The sequence below is a fragment of the Pseudomonas putida genome, from assembly GCF_002025705.1.
Classification (GTDB): Bacteria; Pseudomonadota; Gammaproteobacteria; order Pseudomonadales; family Pseudomonadaceae; genus Aquipseudomonas; species Aquipseudomonas putida_J.
In genome coordinates this window covers 141,545-162,935 of the sequence record NZ_CP018846.1, presented here as the reverse complement: position 1 = coordinate 162,935, position 21,391 = coordinate 141,545, and the positions used below count along the sequence as shown (strand labels likewise).

Annotated in this window: 18 protein-coding genes; 15 read left to right on the top strand and 3 right to left on the bottom strand. The window is 61.3% G+C overall.

Features of this window, described 5'->3' with window-relative positions; genetic code table 11:
* The first annotated feature begins 10 nt into the window (after window positions 1–10).
* From BUQ73_RS00715 to BUQ73_RS00665, 11 genes are all read left to right on the top strand, one after another.
* Complete coding sequence (locus BUQ73_RS00715; RefSeq protein WP_079226321.1) at window positions 11–2,821, top strand: LPS-assembly protein LptD; 2,811 nt, start codon at window positions 11–13, stop codon at window positions 2,819–2,821.
* Window positions 2,802–4,121 carry a peptidylprolyl isomerase gene (locus tag BUQ73_RS00710; protein WP_079226320.1) on the top strand — a complete coding sequence of 440 codons (1,320 nt, stop codon included), beginning with the start codon at window positions 2,802–2,804 and terminating at the stop codon, window positions 4,119–4,121. The genes BUQ73_RS00715 and BUQ73_RS00710 overlap by 20 nt, the downstream gene beginning before the upstream one ends.
* Window positions 4,118–5,107 (top strand): 4-hydroxythreonine-4-phosphate dehydrogenase PdxA, encoded by a 990-nt coding sequence (gene pdxA / locus BUQ73_RS00705; protein ID WP_079226319.1) that lies wholly within the window; start codon window positions 4,118–4,120, stop codon window positions 5,105–5,107. The genes BUQ73_RS00710 and pdxA overlap by 4 nt, the downstream gene beginning before the upstream one ends.
* A complete protein-coding gene (gene rsmA, locus BUQ73_RS00700) occupies window positions 5,104–5,904 on the top strand; it encodes a 16S rRNA (adenine(1518)-N(6)/adenine(1519)-N(6))-dimethyltransferase RsmA (RefSeq protein ID WP_079226318.1) in 801 nt (266 codons plus the stop codon). The genes pdxA and rsmA overlap by 4 nt, the downstream gene beginning before the upstream one ends.
* Before the next feature lie 204 nt (window positions 5,905–6,108).
* On the top strand, window positions 6,109–6,489 hold the full coding sequence (apaG, locus tag BUQ73_RS00695; RefSeq protein WP_027917463.1) for a Co2+/Mg2+ efflux protein ApaG: 381 nt from the start codon (window positions 6,109–6,111) through the stop codon (window positions 6,487–6,489).
* Window positions 6,489–7,328 carry a symmetrical bis(5'-nucleosyl)-tetraphosphatase gene (locus BUQ73_RS00690; protein WP_079226317.1) on the top strand — a complete coding sequence of 280 codons (840 nt, stop codon included), beginning with the start codon at window positions 6,489–6,491 and terminating at the stop codon, window positions 7,326–7,328. Before apaG ends, BUQ73_RS00690 begins: the two co-directional genes overlap by 1 nt.
* A gap of 41 nt (window positions 7,329–7,369) precedes the next feature.
* Complete coding sequence (gene glpE / locus BUQ73_RS00685) at window positions 7,370–7,699, top strand: thiosulfate sulfurtransferase GlpE (protein WP_027917465.1); 330 nt, start codon at window positions 7,370–7,372, stop codon at window positions 7,697–7,699.
* Between the two features lie 282 nt (window positions 7,700–7,981).
* Window positions 7,982–9,904, top strand: coding sequence for a PrkA family serine protein kinase (locus BUQ73_RS00680; protein WP_060484777.1), 1,923 nt, complete (start codon window positions 7,982–7,984; stop codon window positions 9,902–9,904).
* 141 nt (window positions 9,905–10,045) lie between these two features.
* Window positions 10,046–11,317, top strand: a complete 1,272-nt coding sequence (locus BUQ73_RS00675; RefSeq protein WP_079226316.1) for a YeaH/YhbH family protein — start codon at window positions 10,046–10,048, stop codon at window positions 11,315–11,317.
* Window positions 11,314–12,882, top strand: coding sequence for a SpoVR family protein (locus BUQ73_RS00670; RefSeq protein WP_079226315.1), 1,569 nt, complete (start codon window positions 11,314–11,316; stop codon window positions 12,880–12,882). The genes BUQ73_RS00675 and BUQ73_RS00670 overlap by 4 nt, the downstream gene beginning before the upstream one ends.
* Window positions 12,883–12,936: 54 nt before the next feature.
* Window positions 12,937–14,031: a multifunctional CCA addition/repair protein gene (locus BUQ73_RS00665; RefSeq protein ID WP_079226314.1), complete on the top strand. Its 1,095-nt coding sequence runs from the start codon at window positions 12,937–12,939 to the stop codon at window positions 14,029–14,031.
* Between the two features lie 109 nt (window positions 14,032–14,140).
* Here the strand turns inward: BUQ73_RS00665 and folK are convergent, their stop codons facing one another.
* Both folK and folB read right to left on the bottom strand, forming a co-directional pair.
* Window positions 14,141–14,650 (bottom strand): 2-amino-4-hydroxy-6-hydroxymethyldihydropteridine diphosphokinase, encoded by a 510-nt coding sequence (gene folK / locus BUQ73_RS00660; RefSeq protein WP_079226313.1) that lies wholly within the window; start codon window positions 14,648–14,650, stop codon window positions 14,141–14,143.
* Complete coding sequence (folB, locus tag BUQ73_RS00655) at window positions 14,641–14,997, bottom strand: dihydroneopterin aldolase (RefSeq protein ID WP_027917471.1); 357 nt, start codon at window positions 14,995–14,997, stop codon at window positions 14,641–14,643. The genes folK and folB overlap by 10 nt, the downstream gene beginning before the upstream one ends.
* 74 nt (window positions 14,998–15,071) lie before the next feature.
* Between folB and plsY the strand changes: the two genes are divergently transcribed.
* Complete coding sequence (gene plsY, locus BUQ73_RS00650) at window positions 15,072–15,641, top strand: glycerol-3-phosphate 1-O-acyltransferase PlsY (protein WP_079226312.1); 570 nt, start codon at window positions 15,072–15,074, stop codon at window positions 15,639–15,641.
* 15 nt (window positions 15,642–15,656) lie between these two features.
* Here the strand turns inward: plsY and tsaD are convergent, their stop codons facing one another.
* On the bottom strand, window positions 15,657–16,682 hold the full coding sequence (gene tsaD, locus BUQ73_RS00645) for a tRNA (adenosine(37)-N6)-threonylcarbamoyltransferase complex transferase subunit TsaD (protein WP_079226311.1): 1,026 nt from the start codon (window positions 16,680–16,682) through the stop codon (window positions 15,657–15,659).
* Between the two features lie 205 nt (window positions 16,683–16,887).
* On the opposite strand from tsaD, the gene rpsU reads away from it, so the two are divergent.
* The 3 genes from rpsU to rpoD all read left to right on the top strand — a co-directional run bounded on the left by rpsU (window position 16,888) and on the right by rpoD (window position 21,289).
* The gene (gene rpsU / locus BUQ73_RS00640) at window positions 16,888–17,103 is read left to right on the top strand and encodes a 30S ribosomal protein S21 (RefSeq protein ID WP_003255575.1); all 216 of its coding nucleotides are present in this window, start codon (window positions 16,888–16,890) and stop codon (window positions 17,101–17,103) included.
* A 285-nt stretch (window positions 17,104–17,388) separates the two neighbouring features.
* On the top strand, window positions 17,389–19,371 hold the full coding sequence (dnaG, locus tag BUQ73_RS00635; protein WP_079226310.1) for a DNA primase: 1,983 nt from the start codon (window positions 17,389–17,391) through the stop codon (window positions 19,369–19,371).
* Between the two features lie 67 nt (window positions 19,372–19,438).
* Entirely contained in the window at window positions 19,439–21,289 is a 1,851-nt protein-coding gene (rpoD, locus tag BUQ73_RS00630) for an RNA polymerase sigma factor RpoD (RefSeq protein WP_079226309.1), read from the top strand.
* Window positions 21,290–21,391: the final 102 nt, after the last annotated feature.

The window sequence follows — 21,391 nt, the reverse complement described above, 5'->3', positions numbered from 1 at the left end:
GACTAATAAGATGGCATTGAAATCCCCCGCATTTCGTAGAAAGTTTCCGTTGCTGGTAACCGGCGGTCTGCTGGCCATGCAACCTCTGGCCACCTCTTATGTGGTGGCAGCCGAGCAGTTCGACTGCCAAGTGTCCGCCTCCGGTGGTTGGGACTGCAAGCCCAAGACCCCAGTCAACAACCTGCCTCCGCGCCCGGTGCATGAAGGTGCCGCGCTCACTTCCGGCACTGAAGCCGAGCCGGCCGAGGCCGAAAGTGCAGACAAGCCCATGCTGGTCACCGAGGCCAAGGGCCGCGGCCTGAAGTCGCGCAGCGAAGACTACAGCCACCTTGACTGGGTTCCACGCGAAAAGCTCACTGCAGCGCAGCTGGCTGAAACCGGCCCGTACTGCGGTGGCGCGTACATCGAGCCCACTCGCCCAGGCATGGCCGACTCCACCCCCAAGGATGAGTCGCCGACCTACATCAACGCCAAGGTATCCAAATACCAGCAGGAGCAGCAGATCGCTACCCTCGCCGGTGACGTGGTGATGCGCCAGGGCAGCATGCAGGCCGAAGCCGACGAGGCCAACCTGTACCAGGCCGAGAACCGTGGCGAGCTCAAGGGCAACGTCAAGATTCGCGACAATGGCTCGCTGGTGGTCGGTGACGAGGCCCAGATCCAGCTCGACACCGGCGAAGCCCAGGTCGACAACGCCGAATACGTGATGCACAAGTCGCACATTCGCGGCAACGCCCTGTACGCCAAGCGTGGCGAAAACGCCATCATCCGTCTCAAGGACGGTACGTACACCACCTGCGAACCGGGCAGCAACGCCTGGCAGCTGAAGGGCAACAACATCACCCTGAACCCGGCAACCGGTTTCGGTACCGCGACCAACGTCACCCTGCGGGTCAAAGATTTCCCGGTGCTCTACACACCGTACATCTACTTCCCGATCGACGACCGTCGCCAGTCCGGCTTCCTGCCGCCGTCGTTCAGCAGCACCAGCGATACCGGCTTCATGCTGGTCACGCCTTACTACTTCAACCTGGCGCCGAACTACGATGCCACGTTGTACCCGCGCTACATGACCAAGCGCGGCATGCTGATGGAAGGCGAGTTCCGCTACCTGACCAAGTCCAGCGAAGGTCAGTTCGGTGGCGCGTACCTCAACGACGAGGACGACGACCGCAAGCTGCAGACGGACTACAAGAAAGAACGCTGGATGGTCAACTGGCAGCACAAAGGTGGCCTGGACGAGCGCCTGCTGACTGAAGTCGACTACACCGACATCAGCGATCCGTTCTACTTCCAGGACCTGGAAACCGACCAGATCGGCGTAAAGAGCCAGGACGTGGTCAATCAGCAAGGTGCCCTGACCTGGCGTGGCGACACCTACACCGCTCGCTTGAATGCACAAGCGTACGAGATGGCGACCTTGTCGCAAATCACCCCGTACGACAAGCTGCCGCAGATCACCTTCAAAGGTACATTGCCATTCCAGCCAGGCGGCTTGAACTTTGGCTATGAGACCGAGGCTGTACGCTTTGATCGTGACCTGAAGAACGACTTCGTCACTGATAAAGATGGCAATCCGGACCTCAGCGCAGGTGCCGCTGGCCGTCGACTCGATGAGAACGTCTTCGGCGTCGCCCGTGCCAACGGTACCCGCCTGAACGTCGCGCCGTCGATCAGCTTGCCGATGAACGCCAGCTACGGCTACATCACGCCGAAGCTGAAGTACATGTACACCCATTACGATCTGGATCTGGATGGCAAGGGCAAAAGTGACGTTGCCAACAGCAGCGACGCCACCCGTGATCTGTTTGGCGACTTCAAGAGCAACCAGAATCGCGACATCCCGATCCTCAGCGTGGACAGCGGCCTGTACTTCGACCGCAATACTTCGCTGTTCGGAACCAATTACCGCCAGACCCTCGAACCGCGACTCTACTACCTCTATGTCCCGTACAAGGACCAGACGGATATCCCTCTGTTCGACTCAGGTGAAACGCTGTTCAGCTATGACTCCCTGTTCCGTGACAACCGTTTCAGCGGTAGCGACCGCATCGGCGACGAGAACAAGCTGTCGCTGGGTGTGACTACCCGTTGGATCGAAGATAATGGCTTCGAACGCCAGAACTTCAGCATCGGTCAGGCTTACTACTTCAAGGACCGCAAGGTCCAGCTGCCAGGCATCGACTACCGTACCCGCAAGGACTCGCAGTCGGATGTATCGCCATACGCGTTGCTGTACAACTACTACTTCAACCGCGACTGGCGCTTCAATTCGGACTTCAACTGGGACCCGGACAGCCGCAGCACCCGCTCGGGCAGCGCGATGTTCCATTACCAGCCTGAAGACAACCCGAACAAGGTGGTCAACTTCGGCTATCGCTACCGCAACGACACCATTGCCTATGACTCCACCACCGGTACCTGGAAAGTGGGCGGCGGCGACTATGGCACACCTGGCACCGACAATTTCATCAAGGATTACTACAAGATCCAGCAGCACGACTTCTCGGTCATCTGGCCGATCGTGCCGCAATGGAGCGTAATTGCCCGCTGGCAGCATGACTACAACCGCAACCGTACCCTGGAAGCCATGGGCGGCTTCGAGTACGACAACTGCTGCTGGAAGCTGCGCCTGATCAACCGTTACTGGGTCGACAGCGACGACTTCAGCCAGGCAACACCGCAAAACGAAAAAGGTGACCACGGCATCTTCCTGCAGGTCGTGCTGAAAGGCCTAGGTGGTGTAGTGGGCAATAAAGTCGAATCGTTCCTCGACCAAGGCATTCAAGGCTATCGTACTCGTGAAGAACAAGCTTATTGATCGACTGCGCCCGGTGTTGCTGGGCGCTGCATTGCTGAGTGGCGCGGTGCATGCCGCGGTACAACCCCTGGACCGCGTAGTGGCCATCGTCGACAACGACGTGGTCATGCAGAGCCAACTGGACCAGCGTGTCCACGAGGTGCAGCAAACCATCGCCAAGCGCGGCGGCGGCGTGCCGCCGACCGGCGCACTGGAGCAGCAGGTACTGGAACGCCTGATCGTCGAGAACCTGCAGTTGCAGATTGGCGAACGTTCGGGCATTCGCATCACCGACGAAGAGCTGAACCAGGCCATCGGCACCATTGCCCAGCGCAATGGCATGTCCCTGGAGCAGTTCCGCGCCGCCCTCGCCCACGACGGCCTGTCGTTCGATGATGCCCGTGAGCAGGTCAAGCGCGAGATGATCATCAGCCGCGTGCGCCAGCGCCGCGTTGCCGAGCGCATCCAGGTCTCCGAGCAGGAAGTGAAGAACTTCCTCAACTCGGACATGGGCAAGATGCAGATGTCGGAAGAGTACCGCCTGGCCAACATCCTCATCCCGACCCCGGAAGCCGCCAATTCGGACGACATCCAGAAAGCTGCGCGCAAGGTCGGCGACCTCTACCAGCAACTGCGCCAGGGCGCGGACTTCGGCCAGGTGGCGATTGCCAACTCGGCCAGCGAAAACGCCCTTGAGGGTGGTGAAATGGGCTGGCGTAAAGCCGCCCAGCTGCCACCGGACTTCGCCAAGATGCTCAGCAGCATGGCGGTAGGCGACATCACCCAGCCAATCCGCATCCCTAACGGCTTCATCCTGCTCAAGCTCGAGGAGAAGCGTGGTGGCGGCGAGAACGTGCTGCGTGACGAAGTGCATGTTCGCCACATCCTGATCAAGCCGAGCGAAATCCGCAGCGAAGCGGCCACCAAGCAGCTGGCCGAGCGCCTGTACGACCGCATCCAGAACGGTGAGGACTTCGGCGAGCTGGCGAAGAGCTTCTCGGAAGACCCGGGTTCCGCACTCAACGGCGGCGATCTCAACTGGGTCGACCCGAACAGCCTGGTACCGGAGTTCCGCGAGCAGATGGCCAACGCCCAGCAAGGTGTTGTGACCAAACCGTTCAAGACCCAGTACGGCTGGCACGTTCTGGAAGTGCTGGGCCGCCGTGCCACCGACAGCACCGAGCAGGCGCGTGAGCAACAGGCCATGAACGTGCTGCGCAACCGCAAGTACGACGAAGAGCTGCAGACCTGGCTGCGCCAGATCCGCGACGAAGCCTACGTTGAAATCAAGCTGCCTGGCGCTGACCAGGCCGCACAGTGAAGCCCCTGCGCTTCGCCGTCACCCCCGGCGAACCAGCCGGCATAGGCCCCGACCTGTGCCTGCTGCTCGCCGCAGACGCCCAGCCCCATCCCCTGATCGCCATCACCAGCCGTGACCTGCTCGCCGAGCGGGCCACGCAGCTGGGGCTGGCTGTCAACCTGCTGCCGGTAGTGCCGGGCCAATGGCCCGACCAGCCGGCACCTGCTGGCAGTTTGTACGTGTGGGACACACCTTTGGCAGCACCAGTGTTGCCAGGCCAGCTGGACAAGGCCAACGCAGCATTCGTACTGGAAACGCTGACCCGTGCTGGCCAAGGTTGCCTTGACGGGCAATTCGCCGGGATGATCACCGCACCCGTACACAAGGGCGTGATCAATGAAAGCGGTATTGCCTTCTCCGGCCATACCGAATTCCTTGCCGACCTGACCCACACCGCCCAGGTAGTGATGATGCTGGCCACCCGCGGCCTGCGTGTAGCCCTGGTGACCACGCACCTGCCCCTGCGGGACATTGCCGACGCCATCACTGCCGAGCGCGTGGAGCGGGTCACCCGCATCCTGCACGCCGACATGCGTGACAAGTTCGGCATTGCCAACCCGCGCATCCTGGTTTGCGGCCTCAACCCGCATGCCGGGGAAGGCGGCCATCTTGGCCGCGAAGAAATCGACATCATCGAGCCGACGCTGGCCCGCCTGCGTACCGAAGGCATGGACCTGCGCGGCCCACTGCCGGCCGATACCCTGTTTACCCCCAAATATCTGGAGCACTGCGACGCGGTGCTGGCGATGTACCACGACCAGGGCCTGCCCGTACTCAAGTACAAGGGCTTTGGCGCCGCAGTCAACGTGACCTTGGGCCTGCCGATCATCCGCACATCGGTTGACCACGGCACTGCTTTGGACCTTGCCGGCAGCGGCAAGGTCGACACCGGCAGCCTGCGCGTCGCCCTGGAAACCGCCTACCAGATGGCCGAGAACCGACCATGAACGAGCAATACCAACACAAGGCGCGCAAGCGCTTTGGCCAGAACTTCCTGCACGACGCCGGCATCATCGACCGCATCCTGCGTGCCATCAACGCCAAGGCCGGCGAACACCTGCTGGAGATCGGCCCGGGCCAGGGTGCCCTGACCGAGGGCCTGCTGGGCAGCGGCGCACAGCTGGACGTGGTCGAGCTGGACAAGGACCTGGTGCCGATCCTGCAGCACAAGTTCGCCGGGCGCGACAACTTCCGCCTGCACCAGGGCGATGCCCTGAAGTTCGACTTCAACCAGCTAGGCGTGCCGCCACGCAGCCTCAAGGTGGTCGGCAACCTGCCCTACAACATCTCTACCCCGCTGATCTTCCACCTGCTCAGCCACGCCGGGCTGATCCGTGACATGCACTTCATGCTGCAGAAGGAAGTGGTCGAGCGCATGGCTGCCGGCCCAGGCGGTGGCGATTGGGGCCGCCTGTCGATCATGGTGCAGTACCACTGCCGTGTGGAACACCTGTTCAACGTTGGCCCAGGCGCGTTCAACCCGCCGCCGAAGGTCGATTCGGCGATCGTGCGCCTGGTGCCGCACGAAGTACTGCCACATCCGGCCAAGGATGCGAAGTTGCTGGAACAGGTGGTGCGCGAAGCGTTCAACCAGCGTCGCAAGACCCTGCGCAATACCATGAAAGGCCTGCTCGACAGCGCAGCCATCGAGGCCGCCGGCGTTGATGGCAGCCTGCGCCCTGAACAGCTGGACCTGGCAGCCTTCGTGCGCCTGGCCGACCAGTTGGCTGCTCAGCAAGGCTGATTCAGCCTGTACCGGCCCTTTCGCGGGCAAGCTTGCTCCCTCTGGTACGCCACCCACCTCAAATGTGGTGGATCCTTTGGGAGCCGGCTTGCCCGCGAACATACCGGCACTGACCAGGCAAATCCCCGATCCCCAGACCGCTGGCTCTCCCCCCTCCCAATGGCCTAGACTGCATTATTGCGTCAGTTCGCCCAAGGCCCTTGCATGTCCGACCCTCGCTATCAGATCGACGTCAGCGTCGTGACCCGTTACCTGAAAGACCAATCCGACCCCGAAAGCAGTCGCTTCGCCTTCGCCTACACCATCACCGTGCAAAACAACGGCTCGGTCAAAGCCAAGCTGCTGTCGCGCCACTGGCTGATCACCAACGGTGATGGCGAAGTCGAGGAGGTACGCGGCGCCGGTGTAGTCGGCCAGCAGCCGACCATCGAACCCGGCCAGAGCCATACCTACAGCAGTGGTGCGGTAATCAGCACGCGCGTCGGCACCATGCAGGGCAGCTATGAGATGTTCGCCGAAGACGGCAAGCGCTTCGAAGCCGACATCGCACCCTTTCGTCTCGCGGTCCCCGGGGCGCTGCACTGATGGCCACTTACGCCGTCGGAGACCTGCAAGGCTGCCTGGAACCGCTCAAGTGCCTGCTCGCACGGGTCGACTTCAACCCGGCGGTCGACCGCCTGTGGCTGGTCGGCGACCTGGTCAACCGCGGCCCCGAGTCGCTCGAAACCCTGCGATATCTCTATTCGATCCGCCAGTCGCTAGTGTGCGTGCTGGGCAACCATGACCTGCACTTGCTGGCCGCCTGGCACAACGTCGAACGCCTGAAGAAAAGCGACACCCTGCGCGAGATCATCGAGGCGCCGGACGCCGACCGGCTGCTCGACTGGTTGCGCCAGCAAAAACTGCTGCATTACGACGAACCCCGTGGCATCGCCCTCGTCCATGCCGGCATCCCACCACAATGGACACTCGGCCAGGCGCTGCAACTGGCAGAAGAAGTCGAGCAAGTGCTGCGCGACGACAACCGCCTGCAACCCTACCTGGACGGCATGTACGGCAACGAGCCGAACAAGTGGAGCAAAAGCCTCACTGGCGTCGAGCGCCTGCGGGTAATCACCAATTACCTCACGCGCATGCGGTTCTGCACAGCGGCAGGCAAGCTCGACCTCAAGAGCAAGGAAGGCCTGGACACCGCTCCCAAAGGCTACAAGCCCTGGTTTGCGCACAAGGAGCGCCGCTCGCGCCACGTGAAGATCATCTTCGGCCACTGGGCCGCGCTACAGGGCCAGGTCGACAAGCCCGGCATCATCGCCCTCGACACTGGCTGCGTGTGGGGCGGTGCCATGACCCTGTACAACGTCGACAGCGGCGAATACCACCGCTGCGACTGCGCCGACGACGGCAACTTACGCCTCCCCGCCTAAACACCTACACTCAACGATCACCCCTGAAGGAAGCCGTACCCATGAGCGAATTCAAGCGCATCCCTCCCGAGCAGGCCCTGGCCCTGCGCGCGCAAGGTGCGGTAGTCGTCGACATTCGCGACTCGCAAGCCTTTGCCGCCGGCCACATCACAGGTGCCAGGCATCTGGATAACCATTCGGTCGCCGAGTTCATCCGCAACGCCGACCTGGATGCCCCGACCCTGGTGGTCTGCTACCACGGCAATTCCAGCCAGAGCGCAGCCGCCTACCTGGTCGGCCAGGGCTTCTCCGACGTGTACAGCGTCGATGGCGGCTTCGAACTTTGGCGCACCACCTACCCGGCCGAGACCGCCCAGGGCGCTGCCGAATAATTTTTCATTTTTACTGCAGCCCGCGCCCCACGCGGGCTTGCAGCCTACCTGACGAACGGTCGTTCGCAACTTCTCCACCGCACGCCCTTGACCTTGCGGATAACCAACTATTCTTAAGCGCAGGCCATCCAAAAAAAGGGGAGAGCCGGTACACCGGCGTGCGGGTCATCGGTAGCGTTTCAGGGTGTTCTGGGGGGTATACAGCAATCGGCGAACCCGGTTGCATGCCAGCATCAGCTGACTGATCCGGCGTCGTCTCCACGTATCGAGCGAGGTGACGTCATGAGTATTTTTAGCCACTTCCAACAACGCTTCGAGTCTACGCGCCAGGAAGAACTCTCGCTGCAGGAGTACCTCGAGCTGTGCAAAGAGGATCGCAGTGCCTACGCATCGGCGGCTGAACGGCTATTGCTGGCCATCGGTGAGCCAGAACTGATCGACACCTCCAGCAACTCCAGGCTGTCGCGAATCTTCTCCAACAAGGTTATTCGCCGGTATCCGGCCTTTGCCGACTTCCATGGCATGGAAGAGTGCATCGACCAGATCGTTTCATACTTCCGCCACGCCGCCCAAGGCCTGGAAGAGAAGAAACAGATCCTCTATCTGCTGGGCCCGGTAGGCGGTGGTAAATCGTCGCTGGCCGAGAAACTCAAGCAGCTGATGGAAAAGGTGCCCTTCTACGCAATCAAGGGCTCGCCGGTATTCGAGTCCCCACTGGGCTTGTTCAACGCCACCGAAGACGGGGCCATTCTCGAGGAAGAGTACGGCATCTCGCGGCGCTACCTGAACACCATCATGTCGCCTTGGGCCACCAAGCGCCTGCAGGAATTCGGCGGCGATATCAGCAAGTTCAGGGTGGTGAAGCTGTACCCTTCGATCCTCAACCAGATCGCTATCGCCAAGACCGAGCCGGGAGACGAAAACAACCAGGACATCTCTGCCCTGGTCGGCAAGGTGGATATCCGCAAACTCGAAGAATTCCCGCAGAACGACGCCGATGCCTACAGCTACTCGGGCGCGCTGTGCCGGGCCAACCAGGGCCTGATGGAATTCGTCGAAATGTTCAAGGCGCCGATCAAGGTCCTGCACCCTTTGCTCACCGCCACCCAGGAAGGCAACTACAACAGTACCGAAGGCCTTGGCGCCATTCCCTACACCGGTATCCTGCTGGCCCACTCCAACGAATCGGAGTGGCACACCTTCCGCAACAACAAGAACAACGAGGCGTTCATCGACCGGATCTACATCGTCAAGGTGCCCTACTGCCTGCGCGTCAGCGATGAAATCAAGATCTACGACAAGCTGCTGGTCAACAGCTCGCTGGCCAAGGCCCATTGCGCGCCGGATACCCTCAAGATGCTCGCCCAGTTCACCGTGCTCTCGCGCCTCAAGGAGCCGGAAAACTCCAACATCTACTCGAAGATGCGCGTCTACGACGGCGAAAACCTCAAGGATACCGACCCGAAAGCCAAGTCGATCCAGGAGTACCGCGATGCTGCGGGCGTTGACGAAGGCATGAACGGCCTGTCGACCCGCTTCGCCTTCAAGATTCTCTCCAAGGTGTTTAACTTCGACCCGCATGAAGTGGCGGCCAACCCGGTGCACCTGCTGTATGTGCTGGAGCAACAGATCGAGCAGGAACAGTTCCCTGCCGAGGTGCGCGAGCGCTACCTGCGCTACCTGAAGGAATACCTGGCACCGCGCTACATCGAGTTCATCGGCAAGGAAATCCAGACCGCCTACCTCGAGTCCTACAGCGAATACGGCCAGAACATCTTCGACCGCTATGTGCTGTACGCCGACTTCTGGATCCAGGACCAGGAATACCGCGACCCGGAAACCGGCGAGATCCTCAATCGTATTGCCCTCAACGAAGAGCTGGAGAAGATCGAGAAACCGGCAGGCATCAGCAATCCGAAGGACTTCCGCAACGAGATCGTCAACTTCGTGCTGCGTGCCCGCGCCAACAACAACGGCAAGAATCCGAGCTGGCTCAGCTACGAGAAGCTGCGGGTGGTGATCGAGAAGAAAATGTTCTCCAACACCGAAGACCTGCTGCCGGTCATCAGCTTCAACGCCAAGGCCAGCAAGGAGGATCAACAGAAGCACAACGACTTCGTCACGCGGATGGTGGAGCGCGGCTACACCGACAAACAGGTGCGCCTGCTGTCGGAATGGTACCTGCGGGTCAGGAAATCGCAATAAAGCGGCAAGCTTCTAGCCGCAAGCTGCAAGCTGCTCGGCGTCAGTGCTCCGGCCTGCGTCGCAGCTTGCAGCAGCGGTGGCTGCTCTTTCTTGCAGTTTGAAGCTTGTGGCTTGCAGCTGCATCCAGTCACCGGAGGGACCATGAGCTACGTTATCGACCGACGCCTGAACGGCAAGAACAAGAGCACGGTCAACCGCCAGCGCTTCCTGCGGCGTTACCGTGAGCACATCAAGAAGGCCGTCGAAGAGGCCGTAAGCCGCCGTTCCATCATGGACATGGAACACGGCGAGCAGATCAGCATTCCGGGACGGGACATCGATGAACCGGTGCTGCACCATGGGCGTGGCGGGAAGCAGACCATCGTGCACCCAGGCAACAAGGAATTCACCGCCGGCGAGCATATCCCCAGGCCTCAGGGCGGCGGGGGTGGCGGTGGCCGCGGCAAAGCCGGTAACTCCGGCGATGGCATGGACGACTTCGTCTTCCAGATCACCCAGGAAGAGTTCCTCGAATTCATGTTCGAAGACCTCGAACTGCCCAACCTGGTCAAACGCCACCTGACTGGCGCCGACACCTTCAAGACCGTGCGTGCCGGTATCGCCAACGAGGGTAACCCGTCACGCATCAACATTGTCCGCACCTTGCGCTCGGCCCATGCCCGGCGTATCGCCCTGACCGGCAGCAGCCGTGCGCTGCTGCGCGAGGCACAGAAGGAACTGGACCGGCTGAAAGTCGAGGAGCCAGACAACTTCACCGATATCCAGGAAACCGAACAGGAAATCGAACGGCTCAAGGCGCGCATCAACCGCCTGCCCTTCCTCGACACCTTCGACCTCAAGTACAACCTGCTGGTCAAGCAGCCCAACCCCAGCTCCAAGGCGGTGATGTTCTGCCTGATGGACGTGTCCGGCTCGATGACCCAGGCCACCAAGGACATCGCCAAACGCTTCTTCATCCTGCTGTACCTGTTCCTCAAGCGTAACTACGACCGCATCGAGGTGGTGTTCATCCGCCACCACACCAGCGCCCGCGAAGTCGACGAGGAAGAGTTTTTCTACTCTCGGGAAACCGGCGGCACCATCGTCTCCAGCGCGCTGAAGATGATGCAGGAGATCATGGCCGAACGTTACCCGGCCGCTGACTGGAACATCTATGCCGCCCAGGCCTCTGACGGCGACAACTGGAACGACGACTCGCCGATCTGCCGCGACATCCTGTCCAAGCAGATCATGCCGCATGTGCAGTACTACACTTACGTTGAGATCACCCCGCGTGAGCACCAGGCGTTGTGGTACGAGTACGAGCGAATCGGCGAGGCTTTCCCCGACACATTCGCCCAGCAGCAGTTGGTATCGGCCGGCGACATCTACCCGGTCTTCCGTGAACTCTTCCAGCGCAGGTTAGCCACATGACCGCCAGAGCACAGAGACGCCAACCCATTTCCACCGGGTCCGAGTGGACGTTCGAGCTGATCCAGACCTACGATCGGGAAATCAGCCGGCTGGCCGAGCGTTACGCCCTGGACACCTACCCCAATCAGATCGAGGTGATCACCGCCGAGCAGATGATGGACGCCTACGCCTCCGTCGGCATGCCGCTGGGTTATCACCACTGGTCCTACGGCAAGCAGTTCCTCAGTACCGAGAAGTCCTACAGCCGGGGGCAGATGGGCCTGGCCTACGAAATCGTGATCAACTCCGATCCGTGCATCGCCTACCTGATGGAAGAAAACACCATGTGCATGCAGGCACTGGTGATTGCCCACGCCTGCTATGGCCACAACAGCTTCTTCAAGGGTAACTACCTGTTCCGCACCTGGACCGATGCCACCTCGATCATCGACTACCTGGTGTTCGCCAAGCAGTACATCGCCCAGTGCGAGGAACGCCACGGCATCGATGCCGTGGAAGACCTGATCGACTCCTGCCACGCCCTGATGAACTATGGCGTCGATCGCTACAAACGCCCCTATCCGATCTCCGCCGAAGAAGAGCGCCGGCGCCAGAAAGACCGTGAAGAGCACCTGCAACGGCAGATCAACGACCTTTGGCGCACGATTCCCAAGAGCGCCGAAAAAGGTGGTGAGCGCGACGATGCACGCTTCCCCTCGGAGCCTCAGGAAAACATCCTCTACTTCATCGAGAAAAACGCCCCGCTGCTGGAACCCTGGCAGCGCGAAGTGGTGCGCATCGTGCGCAAGATCGCCCAGTACTTCTACCCGCAGCGCCAGACCCAGGTGATGAACGAAGGCTGGGCGACCTTCTGGCACTACACCCTGATGAACGACCTGTACGACGAGGGCCTGATCACCGAAGGCTTCATGATGGAGTTCCTGCAGTCGCACACCAGTGTGGTGTTCCAGCCCGGCTTCGACAGCCCGTACTACAGCGGCATCAACCCGTACGCGCTAGGCTTTGCCATGTACACCGATATCCGCCGCATGTGCGAGAACCCAACAGAGGAAGATCGCCACTGGTTCCCCGACATTGCAGGCAGCGACTGGCTTTCTACCATCAAGTTCGCCATGAGCAGCTTCAAGGACGAGAGCTTCATCCTGCAGTACCTTTCACCCAAGGTGATGCGCGACCTGAAGCTGTTCAGCATCCTCGATGACGACCAGCGCGACGACCTGCTGGTGCCGGCAATCCATGACGAGGCCGGTTACCGGATCATTCGCGAGCAACTGGCAGCCCAGTACAACCTCGGCAACCGCGAACCCAACGTGCAGATCTGGAGCATCGACCGCCGTGGCGATCGCTCGCTGACCCTGCGTCACCAGCAACACAACCGCAAACCGCTAGGCGATTCCACCGATGAAGTACTCAAGCACCTACATCGTCTGTGGGGCTTCGATATCCACCTGGAGACCGTACAGGGCGACCAGGTAGTCAAGACTCATCACATGCCGCCGCGCGGGGAGCATGCCGAAAGCGGCGACTACGGGCGCATGGACCTCGCCGTCATACATCACCTCTGATGCACCGCCATTACTGCCGACAGGGTATCCTGTGGGCAGTAATGGAGGCTGCACATGCACATCTACAAAGTCGGCGGCGCTGTACGCGACCGCCTGCTAGGGCGCCCGGTCAGCGATATCGACTGGCTGGTGGTCGGCGCCACGGTCGAAGAAATGCACGACAGGGGCTTTCGCCCGGTCGGCGCCGATTTCCCGGTTTTCCTGCATCCGAAGACAGGCGAGGAATATGCTTTGGCGCGCACCGAGCGCAAGAGCGGGCGCGGTTATGGCGGGTTCACTTTTCACGCAAGCCCGGACGTGACACTGGAAGAAGACCTGATCCGCCGCGACCTGACCATCAATGCGATGGCCGAGGATGATCAGGGCATGGTTTACGATCCATACCACGGCCAGGCTGATCTCGAGCAACGCATCCTGCGCCATGTTTCCCCGGCGTTCGCCGAAGACCCCTTGCGTGTGCTGCGCGTTGCCCGCTTTGCCGCGCGCTATGCGCCACTGGGCTTTCGTGTGGCCGATGAAACATTGGCACTGATGCGCCAGATCGCCGAATCGGGCGAACTGGAGGCGCTTACGGCTGAGCGTAGCTGGAAGGAAATCGAGCGGGCGCTGATGGAAAGCCAGCCGCAGGTATTCATCCAGGTGCTGCGCGCATGTGGCGCCCTGAACGAATTGATGCCGGAGCTGGAGCATGGCGCAGATACGCTGGCGGCACTACAGCGGGCGGCTCAGCATCAGCAAACGCTGGCGGTGCGCTGGGCTTGCTTGTTGCGCGGCCTGGAGCCAGCAGCGATCAAAGCGCTCAATCAGCGTTTCAAGGCGCCGCGTGAATGCCAGGAATTGGCCTTGCTGGTGGGGGAATTTGCTGGGCACGCCGACAAAGCTTTGCAGCTAACGCCTACAAAATTGCTGGAAATGCTGCAGAAGTTCGACGTTTATCGGCGGCCGCAGCGCTTCGAGGATTTCATTGCGGCGTGTGAGATGGCCACCTGTGAAAGTTATCCACAGGGCGATTATCTGCGTGGAGCAGCGGCTGCAGCCCGCTCGGTGGATGTGAAGCCACTGGTGGAAGCCGGGTTGACCGGGCAAGGCCTGGGCGAGGCGCTCAAGGGTGAGCGGCTTAAAGCGCTAGAGGCTTACAAGGCGGGCTGACCACACCGGCCCCTTCGCGGCTAAAGCCGCTCCCACAGGGGCCGCATGATGCCAAGGCTTATGCGGCCCCTGTGGGAGCGGCTTTAGCCGCGAAGGGGCCGGTACAGGTTTACGCCGGGGTCAGCTGCAGCCCCCGCCACTCGAAGTTGACCGGTGCCAACACCTGATCGATCTGCGCCTCCTGCCACAACTGCGCCATGCTTTTTTCCACCCCGGGGTGAATAAGCTCCGGTGCCAGCAGCGACAACGGCCACAGCACAAAGGCATTCTTCAGGATCTCCGCCCGGGGCAGTACCAGCCCATCGAACGTGCCATGCAGGCCGTCATACATGAGCACATCGATATCCAGCGGCAAGCCCTTGCGATCCGGCGCATAGCGGCCATTGTCCGCCTCGATGAACTTGAGCCGGCGATCCAGCTCCATCAACGGCAGATCGGTCTTGCCGGTAACCACAAAGTTGATGAATGGCCCGCTCTTGATGCCCACCGCCTGGCTCTCGAACGCCGGGGAACATTGCATGTCGCTGAGAATGGCCGCCAACGCATCGAGCCCCGCACACAGGTGCTGGTGGCGATCGATGTTGCTGCCAAGGCCCAGGTAAACCGTGCTCAGAGACATCCGCGCTCGATCTCCACGCCAACACCGCCCCGAGCAGCAGGAACGGCGCCCGGCTTGGTCAGTTTCAACCGCACCCAAGGGATGTGGAATTCTTCCATCAGCGTCGCCACCAGGCGCTCGGCAAAGGTTTCCACCAGTTCGAAGCGCGCCTGCTCGGCAAATGCCTGGACCCGCGCCGAAACACTGGCGTAGTCCAGCGCCAGGTTCAGGTCATCGCCGGCCGCCGCCGGGCGGTTGTCCCAGGCGAAACTCAGGTCCAGGCGCAGGCACTGGCGAATATCCCGTTCCCAGTCATAGGCACCGATGACGGTATCGACTTCCAGGCCTTCGATGAACACTCTGTCCAAGCACTTCTCTCCACAGCACGACAAGGGCGACGGGCGCCGTTAGAATCAGGGCGTCCTCGCCCGGAATAGTTAGCATGTTTTGGTTATTGGCGCTGCTCGCCTACCTGCTCGGCTCGCTGTCCTTCGCCATCGTCCTAAGCCGCCTTTCAGGCAGCCCGGACCCGCGTTCCAGCGGTTCGGGCAACGCCGGCGCCACCAACATGCTACGCCTGGCGGGCCGTAAAATGGCGATCCTGACCCTGCTGGGCGACCTGTGCAAGGGCTTGTTGCCGGTATTGCTTGCCCGCGCTGCCGGCCTTGGCCTGCAGGAGCAAGCCTGGGTCGGCGTGTGCGCAGTGCTCGGCCACCTGTTCCCGCTGTACTTCCGCTTTCGCGGCGGCAAAGGCGTCGCTACCGCCGCCGGCATGCTCATGGGCCTGTATTTCCCGGCCGCATTGCTGGCCATCGGCGCCTGGCTACTGACCTTCTACCTCACCCGCACCAGCTCGCTGGCAGCGCTTGTCGCGACCCCACTGACCTTGCCATTACTGGCCTGGCGCGAGCCGGAGGCGCTGCTGCCGATCGCCGTGCTGACGGTGATGATTGTCTGGCGTCACCGCAACAACCTGCGCGATCTGTTTGCCGGGCGCGAAAGGCATTTCTGACACTTCCACAGCCATTCACAGCGGCGGCAACTGCTCCATCGGCCAGCGTGCCTGCACGCTGATCGCCAGGTCCTGCTGCTGCCCGGCCAACAGACGCTGGCAACCGGCGTAGGCGATCATCGCGCCGTTGTCGGTGCAGAACTGCGGACGCGCGTAGTACACGTTACCCTTGAGTCCGGCCAGCATGTCTTCCAGCGAGGCGCGCAACGCCTTGTTGGCACTCACGCCACCCGCGATGACCAGGCGCTTGAGACCGGTCTGCTTGAGGGCGCGCTTGCACTTGATGGTCAGAGTCTCCACCACCGCCTGCTGGAACGCCAGCGACAGGTCGCAACGGGTTTGCTCGCTGTCGTCGCCAGCATTCTTGCATTGCTGCCAGGTATTCAGGGCAAAGGTCTTGAGGCCGCTAAAGCTGAACTCGAGGCCCGGACGATCGGTCATCGGCCGCGGGAAGACGAAGCGCCCTGGCACACCCTGTTCGGCCAGGCGGGCGATTTCCGGGCCACCTGGGTAATTGAGGCCGATCAGCTTGGCGGTCTTGTCGAACGCTTCGCCGGCAGCATCGTCGAGGCTCTCGCCCAGCAACTCGTATTGGCCGATGCCATCCACCCGCACCAACTGGGTATGGCCGCCGGAAACCAACAAAGCGACGAACGGGAACTCAGGCGGGTTTTCTTCCAGCATCGGTGCCAGCAGATGGCCTTCCATGTGGTGCACGCCGATCGCCGGGATATCCCAGGCGAAGGCCAAGGCCTGGGCGCACGAGGCCCCTACCAGCAGCGCACCGACCAGGCCAGGGCCCGCGGTGTAGGCGATGGCGTCGATCTCGGTGGCAACGCAGCCGGCCTCCTCCAACACCTGGCGGATGAGTGGCAGCATGCGCTTGACGTGGTCACGCGAGGCGAGCTCGGGCACCACACCACCGAACACGCGGTGCAGGTCGATCTGACTGAACAGCGCGTCGGCTAACAAACCGCGTTCGCTGTCGTATAATGCGACGCCGGTTTCGTCGCAGGATGTTTCCAATCCCAGTACTAGCATGGGTTCGTCCCTTGTGGGGGCTGAATTCGAAGCCGCGCATGATAGTCCCCGTGCCGGGTGCCGACCAGCGGTTTTCGATCAGAGGCTTTGCATTCCGGCGTACTAAGGGTTAACATCCGCAACCCTTGAAAACCGACGTTCTCCAGCACACCTTTTGTTTTGCCAGGAGCACGTCTACCCCGGTAATGAATTAAGGTAGCCCTGGATGCCAGCCGTCAAAGTTAAAGAGAACGAACCCTTCGACGTAGCTCTGCGTCGTTTCAAGCGCTCCTGCGAAAAAGCCGGTGTACTGGCTGAAGTTCGTAGCCGCGAGTTTTACGAGAAGCCGACCGCAGAGCGTAAGCGCAAAGCAGCTGCTGCTGTTAAGCGTCACGCCAAGAAAGTTCAGCGCGAACAGCGCCGCGCCGTTCGTCTGTACTAATACAGACGTTCTACGCTAGAGCTTCTGCCCTGCCCGGCTTACCGCCGGGCCGATGGCAGAGGCTTGCTTGACCTTGAGCAGCTAGCCCAAGGTGCCTGTCGCAACTTGCAGCGGGCAAATGGTTTGAAAACGTCAGATCTGGTTTCGACCAGGCGTGCACGTCCTGTCTGACGAGCCCTCAGTGAACCTGGAGGCTGGCGACGAGCACACCCCCCTCGCACTTCCCCTAGCAGCACTCGCCCCGTTAGCGTTTAGACTTGCCAGTTGCCAGATGACGAGACTGCCATGGCCGGGCTAATTCCCCAAAGCTTCATCGACGACCTGATCAACCGCCTCGACATTGTCGATGTGGTGAGTTCGCGCGTTCAGCTGAAAAAGACCGGCAAGAACTACTCCGCCTGTTGCCCGTTCCACAAGGAAAAGACCCCTTCCTTCACGGTCAGCCCCGACAAGCAGTTCTACTACTGCTTCGGCTGCGGTGCCGGCGGCAACGCCCTTGGCTTCGTCATGGACCACGACAACCTGGACTTCCCCCAGGCCGTCGAAGAACTGGCCCGCGCTGCCGGCATGGAAGTGCCCAGAGAACAAGGCCGTCGCGACAACAAACCGCGCCAGCCGACCGATTCGCCGCTGTACCCTTTGCTGGACGCCGCCTCGGAGTTCTACCGCCAGGCCCTGCGCAGCCACCCGACCCGCAAGGCAGCGGTGGACTACCTCAAAGGCCGTGGCCTGTCGGGCGAAATCGCCCGGGACTTCGGTTTGGGCTTCGCGCCTCCGGGCTGGGACAACCTGCTCAAGCATCTGGGCGCCGACACCTTGCAACAAAAGGTAATGATCGACGCCGGCCTGCTGATCGAGAACGCCGAAAGCGGAAAACGCTATGACCGCTTCCGCGACCGGGTGATGTTCCCGATTCGCGACAGCCGCGGGCGCATCATCGCTTTTGGCGGCCGGGTACTGGGCGACGACAAGCCCAAATACCTCAACTCCCCGGAAACCCCGGTGTTCCACAAAGGCCAGGAACTCTACGGGCTGTACGAGGCACGCAAGCACAACCGCAACCTCGACGAGATCATCGTCGTCGAGGGCTACATGGACGTGATCGCCCTGGCCCAGCAAGGCCTGCGCAACGCCGTCGCCACCCTCGGCACCGCTACCAGCGAAGAGCACCTCAAGCGCCTGTTCCGCGTGGTACCCAGCGTGCTGTTCTGTTTCGATGGCGACCAGGCCGGGCGCAAGGCCGCATGGCGCGCACTGGAATCGACCCTCTCGGCGCTGCAGGACGGCCGCCGGGCGCGTTTCCTGTTCCTGCCAGAAGGCGAAGACCCGGACAGCCTGGTACGCGCCGAAGGCACCGACGCCTTCATGGCCCGAATCAACCAGCACGCACAACCGCTGGCCGACTATTTCTTCGAGCAGTTGAGCAACGAAGCTGACCCACGCTCGCTGGAAGGCAAGGCACACATGGCGACCCTGGCCGCACCGTTGATCGAAAAGATCCCTGGCGCCAACCTGCGCCAGTTGATGCGCAACCGCCTGAAGGAAATCACCGGCCTCGACCCGCAGCAGGTCGAGCAACTGGCACAGCAAGCGCCGGCGACCAGCAATGTGCCGGACTACGACCCTGGCTACGACTACGATGCCATGGCCAGCTACACCCCCGACTACGGCGACATGCCGCAGCACGACTACGCGCCCGCCCACCAGGAGCAGGAGTGGAAGCCGAACAAGGGGGGAGGAAAAAAACAGTGGAACGACAAGCCCTGGGACAAGAACCGCAAGGGCGGCAAACCTTGGCAGCAACGCGACGAAGCGCCGCCGCGCGTGCCGGCACCAGTCGAACCACCGACCCTGGCCGCCCTGCGCACCTTGCTGCACCACCCGCTGCTGGCCGGCAAGGTCGAGGATGCCAGCCACTTCGCCGACGAAGAACACCTGTACAGCCAACTGCTGGTGGCACTGATCGAAGCTGCGCAGAAGAATCCTGGGCTAAGCTCAATGCAGCTGATCGCACGCTGGCACGGTACCGAACAAGGCCGCCTGCTGCGGGCCCTGGCAGAAAAGGAATGGTTGATCGTTGCCGACAACCTTGAACAACAGTTTTTCGACACTATAACTAGCTTGTCCGCCCGCCAACGCGAGCGCAGCCTGGAACAACTGCTCAGGAAATCACGTCAAAGCGAATTGACCAGCGAGGAAAAATCACAGCTCCTCGCCCTGCTGAGCCGGAATGTTCCCGCACAAACGCCGACCTCATCTGGCGCGTGAGGCCCATGCTCGGGTATAATCCTCGGCTTGTTTTTTGCCCGCCAAGACCTTCAGTGGATAGGGTGTTATGTCCGGAAAAGCGCAACAGCAGTCTCGTATCAAAGAGTTGATCACCCGCGGTCGTGAGCAGGGCTACCTGACTTACGCGGAGGTCAACGACCACCTGCCTGAGGATATTTCAGATCCGGAACAGGTGGAAGACATCATCCGCATGATCAACGACATGGGGATCAACGTATTCGAGAGTGCTCCGGATGCGGATGCCCTTCTGTTGGCGGAAGCCGACACCGACGAAGCCGCGGCCGAAGAAGCCGCTGCTGCGTTGGCGGCAGTTGAAACCGATATCGGCCGCACGACCGACCCGGTGCGCATGTACATGCGCGAAATGGGTACTGTCGAGCTGCTGACCCGTGAAGGCGAGATCGAAATCGCCAAGCGGATCGAGGAAGGCATCCGTGAAGTCATGGGCGCCATCGCTCACTTCCCGGGTACTGTCGACTACATCCTCGGCGAATACGACCGCGTTACCGCCGAAGGCGGCCGCCTGTCCGACGTTCTCAGCGGTTACATCGACCCTGACGACAACATCGCCGCACCGACCGAAGAAGTACCGGTACCTGGCGCCAAGGCGCCTGCGGCCAAGGAAGAGTCGGACGACGAAGACGAAGAAAGTGAAGGCAGTGACGACGAGGAAGAGACCGAAAGCGGTCCTGATCCGGTCGTTGCAGCCCAGCGTTTCGGCGCCGTTGCCGATCAGCTCCAGGCCACCAACAAGGTCCTGAAGAAGGGCGGCCGCAACGTCAAGGAAAGCATCGAGGCCCTGCAGGCCCTGGCTGACCTGTTCATGCCGATCAAGCTGGTGCCCAAGCAGTTCGACGTTCTGGTAGAGCGCGTGCGCGATGCCCTGAACCGCCTGCGTCAGCAAGAGCGTGCGATCATGCAGCTGTGCGTGCGTGACGCCCGTATGCCGCGTGCCGACTTCCTGCGCCTGTTCCCGAGCAACGAAACCGACCAGACCTGGTCCGGTGACCTGGCCAAGCGCAGCACCAAATGGGCTGCTGCCCTGGGTGAAAAGGACGCCGCCATCGTTGCTTGCCAGCAGAAGCTGATCGACCTCGAGACCGAGACCGGCCTGACCGTCGCCGAGATCAAGGAAATCAACCGTCGCATGTCCATCGGTGAGGCGAAAGCCCGCCGCGCCAAGAAAGAAATGGTCGAGGCGAACCTGCGTCTGGTGATCTCCATCGCCAAGAAGTACACCAACCGTGGCCTGCAGTTCCTCGACCTGATCCAGGAAGGCAACATCGGCCTGATGAAGGCAGTGGACAAGTTCGAGTACCGTCGCGGTTACAAGTTCTCGACCTATGCCACCTGGTGGATCCGCCAGGCGATCACCCGCTCGATCGCCGACCAGGCGCGCACCATCCGTATTCCGGTGCACATGATCGAGACGATCAACAAGCTCAACCGTATTTCCCGCCAGATGCTGCAGGAAATGGGCCGTGAACCGACCCCGGAAGAGCTCGGTGAACGCATGGAAATGCCTGAGGACAAGATCCGCAAGGTACTGAAGATCGCCAAAGAGCCGATCTCCATGGAAACCCCGATCGGTGATGACGAAGATTCGCACCTGGGTGACTTCATCGAGGACTCGACCATGCAGTCCCCGATCGACGTGGCTACGGTCGAAAGCCTCAAGGAAGCAACCCGCGACGTGCTCTCGGGCCTGACCGCACGCGAAGCCAAGGTGCTGCGCATGCGCTTCGGTATCGACATGAACACCGACCACACCCTCGAAGAGGTGGGCAAGCAGTTCGACGTGACCCGTGAGCGGATCCGTCAGATCGAAGCGAAGGCGTTGCGCAAGCTGCGCCACCCTACTCGCAGCGAGCATCTGCGCTCCTTCCTCGACGAGTGATGACAAACCCCGGCCCAGGCCGGGGTTTTTCTTATCCGACAAATAGTTGTGATCGGCTGCTCGGCTGGCTGAATGCCAGTCTACACTCGACTTCAGACCAAC

Excerpts from the sequence above, each read along its gene's own strand:
- BUQ73_RS00715 (WP_079226321.1), top strand. The coding sequence starts at position 11 with ATGGCATTGAAATCCCCCGCATTTCGTAGAAAGTTTCCGTTGCTGGTA.
- rsmA (WP_079226318.1), top strand. The coding sequence starts at position 5,104 with ATGAACGAGCAATACCAACACAAGGCGCGCAAGCGCTTTGGCCAGAAC.
- apaG (WP_027917463.1), top strand. The coding sequence starts at position 6,109 with ATGTCCGACCCTCGCTATCAGATCGACGTCAGCGTCGTGACCCGTTAC.
- BUQ73_RS00690 (WP_079226317.1), top strand. The coding sequence starts at position 6,489 with ATGGCCACTTACGCCGTCGGAGACCTGCAAGGCTGCCTGGAACCGCTC.
- glpE (WP_027917465.1), top strand. The coding sequence starts at position 7,370 with ATGAGCGAATTCAAGCGCATCCCTCCCGAGCAGGCCCTGGCCCTGCGC.
- BUQ73_RS00680 (WP_060484777.1), top strand. The coding sequence starts at position 7,982 with ATGAGTATTTTTAGCCACTTCCAACAACGCTTCGAGTCTACGCGCCAG.
- BUQ73_RS00675 (WP_079226316.1), top strand. The coding sequence starts at position 10,046 with ATGAGCTACGTTATCGACCGACGCCTGAACGGCAAGAACAAGAGCACG.
- BUQ73_RS00670 (WP_079226315.1), top strand. The coding sequence starts at position 11,314 with ATGACCGCCAGAGCACAGAGACGCCAACCCATTTCCACCGGGTCCGAG.
- BUQ73_RS00665 (WP_079226314.1), top strand. The coding sequence starts at position 12,937 with ATGCACATCTACAAAGTCGGCGGCGCTGTACGCGACCGCCTGCTAGGG.
- folK (WP_079226313.1), bottom strand. The coding sequence starts at position 14,650 with ATGTCTCTGAGCACGGTTTACCTGGGCCTTGGCAGCAACATCGATCGC.
- plsY (WP_079226312.1), top strand. The coding sequence starts at position 15,072 with ATGTTTTGGTTATTGGCGCTGCTCGCCTACCTGCTCGGCTCGCTGTCC.
- tsaD (WP_079226311.1), bottom strand. The coding sequence starts at position 16,682 with ATGCTAGTACTGGGATTGGAAACATCCTGCGACGAAACCGGCGTCGCA.
- rpsU (WP_003255575.1), top strand. The coding sequence starts at position 16,888 with ATGCCAGCCGTCAAAGTTAAAGAGAACGAACCCTTCGACGTAGCTCTG.
- dnaG (WP_079226310.1), top strand. The coding sequence starts at position 17,389 with ATGGCCGGGCTAATTCCCCAAAGCTTCATCGACGACCTGATCAACCGC.
- rpoD (WP_079226309.1), top strand. The coding sequence starts at position 19,439 with ATGTCCGGAAAAGCGCAACAGCAGTCTCGTATCAAAGAGTTGATCACC.